This window comes from Cyanobacteria bacterium FACHB-DQ100, from assembly GCA_014695195.1.
Taxonomy (GTDB): domain Bacteria; phylum Cyanobacteriota; class Cyanobacteriia; order Leptolyngbyales; family Leptolyngbyaceae; genus Leptolyngbya.
Genome location: JACJNW010000015.1, coordinates 42,481 through 49,977, shown reverse-complemented (window position 1 = coordinate 49,977; position 7,497 = coordinate 42,481). Strand labels below are relative to the sequence as shown.

Here is a 7,497-nt window from a genome sequence, read left to right as displayed (position 1 = left end):
GGCGCTTAATCGCATGATTCAGATTGCCAAACCGGATAGCTATCACGTTGAAGCTTAATCTCGGCTTTTCTCAATCTCAGAACAGTCTCTTTTTCGATTCATGCAACAAAGCCTTGGGAACCTATTATTTTTCTGGATTTAAGCATCTCCCAAAAGTGTAAATTTGCAATAGCCTTTACCAAAGGGGCAGGCTCTCCTTTTGGTTGTGTCGCAAAAAATCCTGACTACGCTACAGAAAGAGCAGTTACACGCTAAAACTTCGACGAATGAGAAAGAGGCAGGGTTGGTCTTTCCAGTGCAGGTGCGACTCAAGCAGCATTCGGTTCGAGTGAATGGTCAGGAGGTTCCCCTTACCCCCGGCATGGCAGCCACCGCTGAAGTTGTCACGCGTCAGAAAACTGTACTCAGCTTTTTGCTAGACCCGATCACGGGCAGTTGGGATCGGGCCTTTTCAGTGCGCTAAGGGGAACCAGAGAGCGAAACTTTTTAACGTCAGTTCGACAGATTAGAAGATGGCAGGAGGCGGAGCAGGCAAGCCTTTTGGTTGCAAGTCGAGCGAGGGTAACTTGGGCTGATAGGTGTAGGCAATCAATCCTGCCAATAGGTTGACGAGGAAGTTCCAGCCACTGGGATGATCCGGCGGACAGGCGACCACCTGTTTGCTATAGCCAGTTTTGAGCAAAAAGTTACACAACCTGGTGAAATCAATGCCCCAAAAGCAAGCTCGATCGCATCGGGTCTAGGCGACTGCAACCGTTTCGTTCAGCCGGGGAGGATTGAGCGGATCATGTCCGATCTGCTGAGCAATGCGCTCTCTTGCCAAGCTACGGTATTCAGCAAAATGCTCCCCGGCTGCACACAATCCAATATAGAGATTCAGCGATCGCGGTCTGCGGCGGATCATTTCCCAGAGTTGCCGCCAAAACTGTGCACGAATGTCTTTTCGACAAATGCCCTGAAGCCAAATCACCTGCATGATTAATCGGAGTCCCTTTCCGAGTGGGAAATGTAAGCTTTGACGCAACCGTGGATTCGGAGCAATGTCTAGGCAGTGCTGAAAACAACGCTTTAGATAGTTCGCGGGTTCATACAATGTCCAAAGCGTACTGATATAGTCGTGAGCAATCTCATCGAGCGATCGAGTGGGATGAAAATTCATTAAGGTATTTTGATCACCGACCTCTAGGGCATCTTGGTGAGTCCGCCGCAGTCGGTTCTCTCGCTTGAGTCGTTCCCATAAATCGGTATTGGGAAGCGCCTGAAGAATCCCTAACATGGGTTGTGGAATCTGGGTTTCTTCCACAAACGCTCGAATGCGATCGCCCGCCCCCGATCGCTCTCCATCAAATCCGAGAATAAATCCAGCATAGATTAACAATCCTGCCTGCGCGATCGTGTGACACGCTTCAACTAAAGGACTGCGGGTGTTTTGATATTTACGAGTTGTTTGCAGACTATCTTGATCGGGTGTTTCAATCCCCAGGAACACCCCATAGAAGCCTGCTTGCACCATCAAATCTAACAGTTCTGGATCATCAGCCAGATTGACGGATGCCTCGGTGACAAAGGTAAAGGGATAATGATGTGCCTCCATCCACGGAATCAGATCGCGCAAGAATCGTTTAACATTGCGCTGATTGCCAATAAAGTTGTCATCCACAATAAACACTGAGCCGCGCCAGCCGAGATCATAAAGAGCTTGAAGTTCTGCGAGCGCTTGCTGCGGCTCTTTAGTCCGGGGCTTACGTCCGTAAAGCGTGATGATGTCACAGAATTCGCAGTTAAACGGACAACCCCGCGAGAACTGAATCGCCATCATCAAATAAGCATCTAAATTGAGTAAATCAAAGCGCGGAATCGGACTCGTGGTTACATCGGGCTTCTCCACGCTGCGAAAGACTCCTTGTTCTGCTCCGGTTGCAAGGGCAGCAATCCATTGTGGAACCGTCAGCTCTCCTTCATCTAACACAAGATAGTGGGCACCTGAAGCTAAAGCTTCTTCTGGCAGCGATGTCGGGTAAGGCCCACCCACCGCAACTTTCTTACCGCATTGCACTGCTTTTTGAATCAAGGCATGAAAATCGGTTTTTTGTGCCAGCATTGCAGACAGAATGACTAAATCACACCAGTTCCAATCGTCGTCGGTTTCGAGTTGCACATTGCGATCGCAAAACCGCACCTCCCACTCGGCTGGCAGCAATGCAGCGGCCGTCAATATTCCAAGCGGTGGAATAAAGGCTTTCAGTCCTGCCATCTGCATAAAGCGATCGTACGACCAAAACGTTTTAGGAAACTTGGGATAAAGCAAGAGCACTTTCATAGACCATTCTCACTAAGGATGAGGGGCAATCGTGCAGCACATCGTCAAGCGTAGCGACCAAAGGGGATACATTGCCCTTTGCAGTAAAAGTTGTAAAGTCTAGTAATTCATTTTGAGGTCACTTTATCAGTAATGTTAAAGAAGGTTATAAATTTTAAGATTCGCAAGACGTATTTTTGAAACGGCAATCGATCGGGAAGACGGGACGACGGAGCTTGCAGGTCGGCGCAAGCAGAAGCAACATTCCACAGCAGTGTTACCAGATCGCTGGTTTGAAGAAGTGTCGCACGACTTCGAGCATCGAACAACCAAAGGAATAAAATTCTCCTTTCTTCTTCAATGTGATGTAACACCTTAAACGGGGAACTCTACAGACATATAAATAAGTAAATGATAGCGAGGGAATCAGGGTGATGAGCTAATCCTGGAAGCAACGTTAGAGCAGTGCTATAGCGTTTTTAGACCGTGCTAGCTGTAACAAACTTCAAATAGTGAATCCACATGAGCTTAGGGTCTCAAGATCACTAAGACTATGCAGTTGTGGGGTAGCTTTGAAGGTCATTCAGATCTCAGTTGCCTCAGCGTAGCTATCTATCTGTTTTGGCGTACTGTCTACGCTCTCAGTAGAGCGGAGAAGCCGAATTCTCGGATTCGTGTGTTCAGAGTGTCGTTTTAGTTGATCTACATGGTGCTATGAATACTGCCTCAAATTAATCAGAACTAGAAGCTTAAGTCACTACTGCACCCTAAGAACAATTGGCTCCTATGGATACGAGTTTGAAAGAGACGTTTCCCTTCCTTGAGGTTGCCGAATTCTCGGATTCGTGTGTTCAGAGTGTCGTTTTAGTTGATCTACATGGTGCTATGAATACTGCCTCAAATTAATCAGAACTAGAAGCTTAAGTCACTACTGCACCCTAAGAACAATTGGCTCCTATGGATACGAGTTTGAAAGAGACGTTTCCCTTCCTTGAGGTTGTGGATGTTCGTGTTACTGCTTTAGATTTTGAAGGCCAAATTTCCTTAATGATGCAATGGGCGAAGCAGCAAAAGAGTAAAAGCGTTTGTGTGGCAAACGTCCATATGCTAGTGGAAGCCCGTCGAGATCCTGCATTTGCCGATATTTTGAAGAAGGCTGATCTCGTTACTCCAGATGGGATGCCCTTAGTGTGGATGTTGAGGTGGTTAGGGCAGCCCAGACAAGACCGAGTTGCTGGTTTAGATATTATCTTGGCGCTCTGTAGCCGTGCGATCGGAGAGGACGTAGGAATTTTTCTCCTAGGTTCAACACCTGAAATACTGGGACGCATGAAGGCGAGATTTGAAAGCGAGTTTCCAAATCTGAAAATTGCAGGTGCTGCACCACTGCCGTTTCGTCCTTGTACAGAAGCGGAAGAGCAAGCAATCGCGCAAACGATTAACGAGAGTGGCGCAGGATTAGTTATGGTTTCTTTGGGATGCCCTAAGCAAGAGGCATGGATTGCCAGACAAAGGGGTAAGGTGCAAGCTGTCATGATTGGTTTAGGTGGGGCTTTCCCGGTTTATGCGGGACTGAGAAAACGCACTCCTCGCTTGATTCAAAATGCTGGGCTGGAATGGTTATACCGTCTTATCCAGGAGCCAAAAAGACTATGGTGGCGGTATGCCAGCACAATTCCAATATTTATATTGCTGGCAGTGAAACAGCTAGTCGTATCTAAGGTATATCAGGGAAGTCTAATAAAGCAGACTGAGCAGATTTAACGAATCGCAGAAGGCAGAAGCTATGAGGGAGATCTTTTTTAATCCGATAGTCTTACTGCTCGTTGCAATGATTGGGGCAATCTACCTGCTGCTTTTTTCGTCTTGGGTGACGCGTGAGGAGAATAACCATCGTTTGCGCTGGCTGATTACATTTATCTTTCTATTTAGTGGATTGCATCCAACCGTTGCGCCATTCCCTTATTTTCAGCCAGAAGCGCTCGCTGGGTTCGATAAGTCTCCTGAATCTGCATTTGTGCAATTGACTTTCTATGGTGCGATTGCTCTTCTACTAAGCTCTTGGTTTAGGAATTTCTTTAGCGGCTTGCTCTACCTGGGCAGGAATCCGTTTTTGTTCGGGTTATTGCTCTTGGCGCTGTTGTCTGCTTTTTGGTCAGAGACTCCGATTTTATGTTTTAGGTACGGCTTGGTCTTTCTATTTGCGACTCTGTTCGCGATTCATATTGCTAGGGAGTACAGCTTTAAAGCGCTATGCGTCATACTCCGACGATTGGCATTTGTAAGCGGCATTATTAATTTGTGTTCGCCTGCGATCGTGCCCTCACTAGCAATTAAAGACAAAGGACTATCTGGAATTATGCCTTTTCCAATTGATCTCGGTAATTTTCTGGCGTTCGGTGTTGCGCTCTGGGTTTCTTATGGCTTAGATGCTCCTAAACAAGAGCGCTGGAAGGCATTTGCGATCGCAGGCTTTTTGGGCATGGTGATGTTAATGGCGAATTCTGCTCAGAGTATCTTTATCTGTGTTGTCTTAACGGTCTTAGTCATTGTTCTACAATCGGTGAAATTCTTGGATAGTAAATACTTTCCAGTGTTGCTAATCGGGGGGCTAATTTTAGCAATTGTAACCTCTGTGATTATGCAGTATTTACTTCCACTCATTTTCGCGGCTTTGGGCAAAGATATGTCACTGACAGGACGAACAGAGTTTTGGCCGCAACTGATCGATCGCTTAGAGCAGCATAATTTGTTTGTAGGCTACGGCATTAATAGCTTTTGGCAAGCTTGGCGTGGAGATGATGATCCGGCTCATGGCATTATCATTTATGGTGGTTTTATTCCAACTCATGCCCACAATGGTTTTATTGATTTAGCATTGAGTTTGGGAGTGCTTGGACTCATCCTGTTCTTTATGTCTTGGTTTGTCGGACTCGCTCAAGCAGTGAAGTACAGCCTGCAAAACGGCTCAGCAGATTGCAGTTTGCCACTTCTGATCTTGGTTTACCTAGTTTTCTTCAACGTCTCACACACACTGCTGACAGGTGCAAACTATATTTGGGTGTTGTATACGATCGCATTAAGCCGCTTGCAGATTGAATACAGACAGCAAAGAAAGTCGGCTCCTGAACTTCAATCTGTCAGGAGCTTACCGGTATGAATCAATCCTGGGTTCAACTTCTGCCTCCGTTTCTTCGCACTAAGCTGGAGGGGCGCTATACCGTACAAAAGATTCTTGGCAATACGGGATGGTTGCTTATTGATCGAATTCTCCGCATGGGATTGGCGCTGATTCTAGGCGTTTGGGTTGCTCGATACTTAGGGCCAGAGCAATTTGGACTGTTTAACTATGCGATCGCTTTTTCTGCGCTCTTCAGCCCCATTGCGACATTGGGGTTAGAGGGGCTTGTGGTTCGCGATATTGTGCAGTCTCCTGCTGATAAAGATGAAATTCTAGGTACGACTTTCCTGATTCGATTGGTAGGTGGCATTTCGGCTTGGTTGTTATCGTTGGGTGTAATTTACTGGATGCGCCCAAACGATGCCATGATCCAATGGCTTGTAGGAATTACTGCCGCAGGATTTATCTTTCAATCCTTTGACATTATTGACTCCTGGTTCCAATCACAGTTGCAATCAAAGTATTCAATTCTTGCAAAAAGCGCCGCCTTCATCTTTACGGTTGGGGTGAGAGTAACACTCATTCATATTAGAGCGCCCCTGATTGCCTTTGCTTGGGCAGCCTGTTTTGAGGGCATCCTAATTGCAATTGGACTAATTGCAGCCTACTGCTCTAGAGGATTTTCTTTGACCTCGTGGCGAGGAAATATCACTCGCGCTCGGACATTGCTGAAAAACTGCTGGGCTTTAATTCTGTCAGGCTTGGCGATCATGACTTACATGAAGATTGATCAGGTGATGTTGAATGAAATGATGGGAAGTGAAGCGGTTGGAGTGTATTCAGCAGCCGTGAAGCTGTCTGAGATCTGGTATTTTGTGCCGATGGCTCTGACTTCCTCAGCCTTTCCGGCGATTGTAGAACTACGATCGAAAGATATTGATCTGTACTATCAACGACTACAAGGTCTATTTAACTTTCTGGTACGGCTTGCTTATGCGATCGCGCTCCCAGTCACTTTTCTAGCAGGATGGCTGATTATGCTTTTGTTTGGCAGCGATTATGCTGCATCTGCACCCATCTTAGCAATTCACATTTGGGCAGGTGTGTTTGTGTTTCTGGGGGTGGCTCAAGAGTCGTGGAGCTTTGCTGAGGGGTTTCTCAAGCTGTCATTACAGAGGACTCTGATCGGTGCGGTGATCAATGTGCTGCTCAATTTTATTCTGATTCCAATTTACGCTGGAGTCGGTGCGGCAATTGCAACGGTGATTGCTTATGGATGTGCGGTGGTCGTAACAAACTTCGTTGATCCCAGAGCAAAACGGATTTTGGCGTTACAACTCAAAGCACTTTTCTTGGTTGGATAACTTCTTTGGATAACTTCTGATGAAAACACTTCCTATGCTGCTAAAAAACAATCTGAAAGACTTGAAAATGACTCTTCGGGATGGGCACTCCAGAAAGTCCTATTCGCAAGAAGGTGAGGATCTGATTTTGCATCGTGTGTTTGAGACTGTCGATCGTGGATTTTATGTGGATGTGGGTGCTCATCATCCTAAACGGTTCTCCAATACTTTCATCTTCTATCAAAGAGGATGGTCAGGTATCAATATTGACGCAATGCCGGGAAGTATGGAGCCTTTCAAACGCTTGAGACCAAGAGATATCAATGTGGAAGCAGCGATCGCTTCGAGTCCCAGAGAAATGACATTTTTTGTGTTTGATGATCCGGCGTTGAATTGTTTCGGTCGCGAACTAGCAGAACGAAGATGGCAGGGGGCTTACTCTTTGAAGCAGGAAATTCAGATTGTTACGCAGACTTTGGGGGAAGTACTGCACCGCCATCTTTCGACGGGGCAGAAAATTAACTTTTTGTCGATCGATGTTGAAGGCTTAGATTTGGAAGTGCTGCAATCGAACGATTGGTCAGCGTTTAGACCGGAGTATATTTTGGCTGAATGCGCTGAGATGGACTTGGAGCAGATTCAGAAAGGTAGTGTCTATCAGTTCTTGGCAGAGAGAGGATATTCTCTGTTTGCCAAAACGTTGAGTACCGCCGTTTTTAAAGCAAATGAATGAG

At 46.3% G+C, this 7,497-nt stretch carries 6 protein-coding genes and 1 pseudogene; 5 read left to right on the top strand and 2 right to left on the bottom strand.

Translation table 11 applies throughout. The features are described 5' to 3' along the window. Positions 1-205 precede the first annotated feature (205 nt). Positions 206-463 (top strand): hypothetical protein, encoded by a 258-nt coding sequence (locus H6F51_04000; GenBank protein ID MBD1821660.1) that lies wholly within the window; start codon positions 206-208, stop codon positions 461-463. A gap of 42 nt (positions 464-505) precedes the next feature. Here H6F51_04000 and H6F51_03995 read toward each other — a convergent pair. Then, positions 506-634, bottom strand: a pseudogene (locus H6F51_03995) (IS982 family transposase). A 105-nt stretch (positions 635-739) separates the two neighbouring features. After that, complete coding sequence (locus H6F51_03990) at positions 740-2,320, bottom strand: DUF4070 domain-containing protein (protein ID MBD1821659.1); 1,581 nt, start codon at positions 2,318-2,320, stop codon at positions 740-742. Positions 2,321-3,256: 936 nt separating this feature from the next. On the opposite strand from H6F51_03990, the gene H6F51_03985 reads away from it, so the two are divergent. From H6F51_03985 to H6F51_03970, 4 genes are all read left to right on the top strand, one after another. Further along, positions 3,257-4,063 carry a WecB/TagA/CpsF family glycosyltransferase gene (locus H6F51_03985; protein ID MBD1821658.1) on the top strand — a complete coding sequence of 269 codons (807 nt, stop codon included), beginning with the start codon at positions 3,257-3,259 and terminating at the stop codon, positions 4,061-4,063. A gap of 22 nt (positions 4,064-4,085) precedes the next feature. Beyond that, positions 4,086-5,459 carry an O-antigen ligase family protein gene (locus tag H6F51_03980; protein ID MBD1821657.1) on the top strand — a complete coding sequence of 458 codons (1,374 nt, stop codon included), beginning with the start codon at positions 4,086-4,088 and terminating at the stop codon, positions 5,457-5,459. Further along, on the top strand, positions 5,456-6,784 hold the full coding sequence (locus tag H6F51_03975; GenBank protein MBD1821656.1) for a flippase: 1,329 nt from the start codon (positions 5,456-5,458) through the stop codon (positions 6,782-6,784). The genes H6F51_03980 and H6F51_03975 overlap by 4 nt, the downstream gene beginning before the upstream one ends. Positions 6,785-6,851: 67 nt before the next feature. Then, a complete protein-coding gene (locus tag H6F51_03970) occupies positions 6,852-7,496 on the top strand; it encodes an FkbM family methyltransferase (GenBank protein MBD1821655.1) in 645 nt (214 codons plus the stop codon). The last annotated feature ends 1 nt before the right edge of the window (position 7,497 follow it).

Bases quoted from the DNA above. Each gene is read 5' to 3' on its own strand.
- H6F51_03975 (MBD1821656.1), top strand. From the start codon at position 5,456: ATGAATCAATCCTGGGTTCAACTTCTGCCTCCGTTTCTTCGCACTAAG.
- H6F51_03980 (MBD1821657.1), top strand. From the start codon at position 4,086: ATGAGGGAGATCTTTTTTAATCCGATAGTCTTACTGCTCGTTGCAATG.
- H6F51_03970 (MBD1821655.1), top strand. From the start codon at position 6,852: ATGACTCTTCGGGATGGGCACTCCAGAAAGTCCTATTCGCAAGAAGGT.
- H6F51_03990 (MBD1821659.1), bottom strand. From the start codon at position 2,320: ATGAAAGTGCTCTTGCTTTATCCCAAGTTTCCTAAAACGTTTTGGTCG.
- H6F51_03985 (MBD1821658.1), top strand. From the start codon at position 3,257: ATGGATACGAGTTTGAAAGAGACGTTTCCCTTCCTTGAGGTTGTGGAT.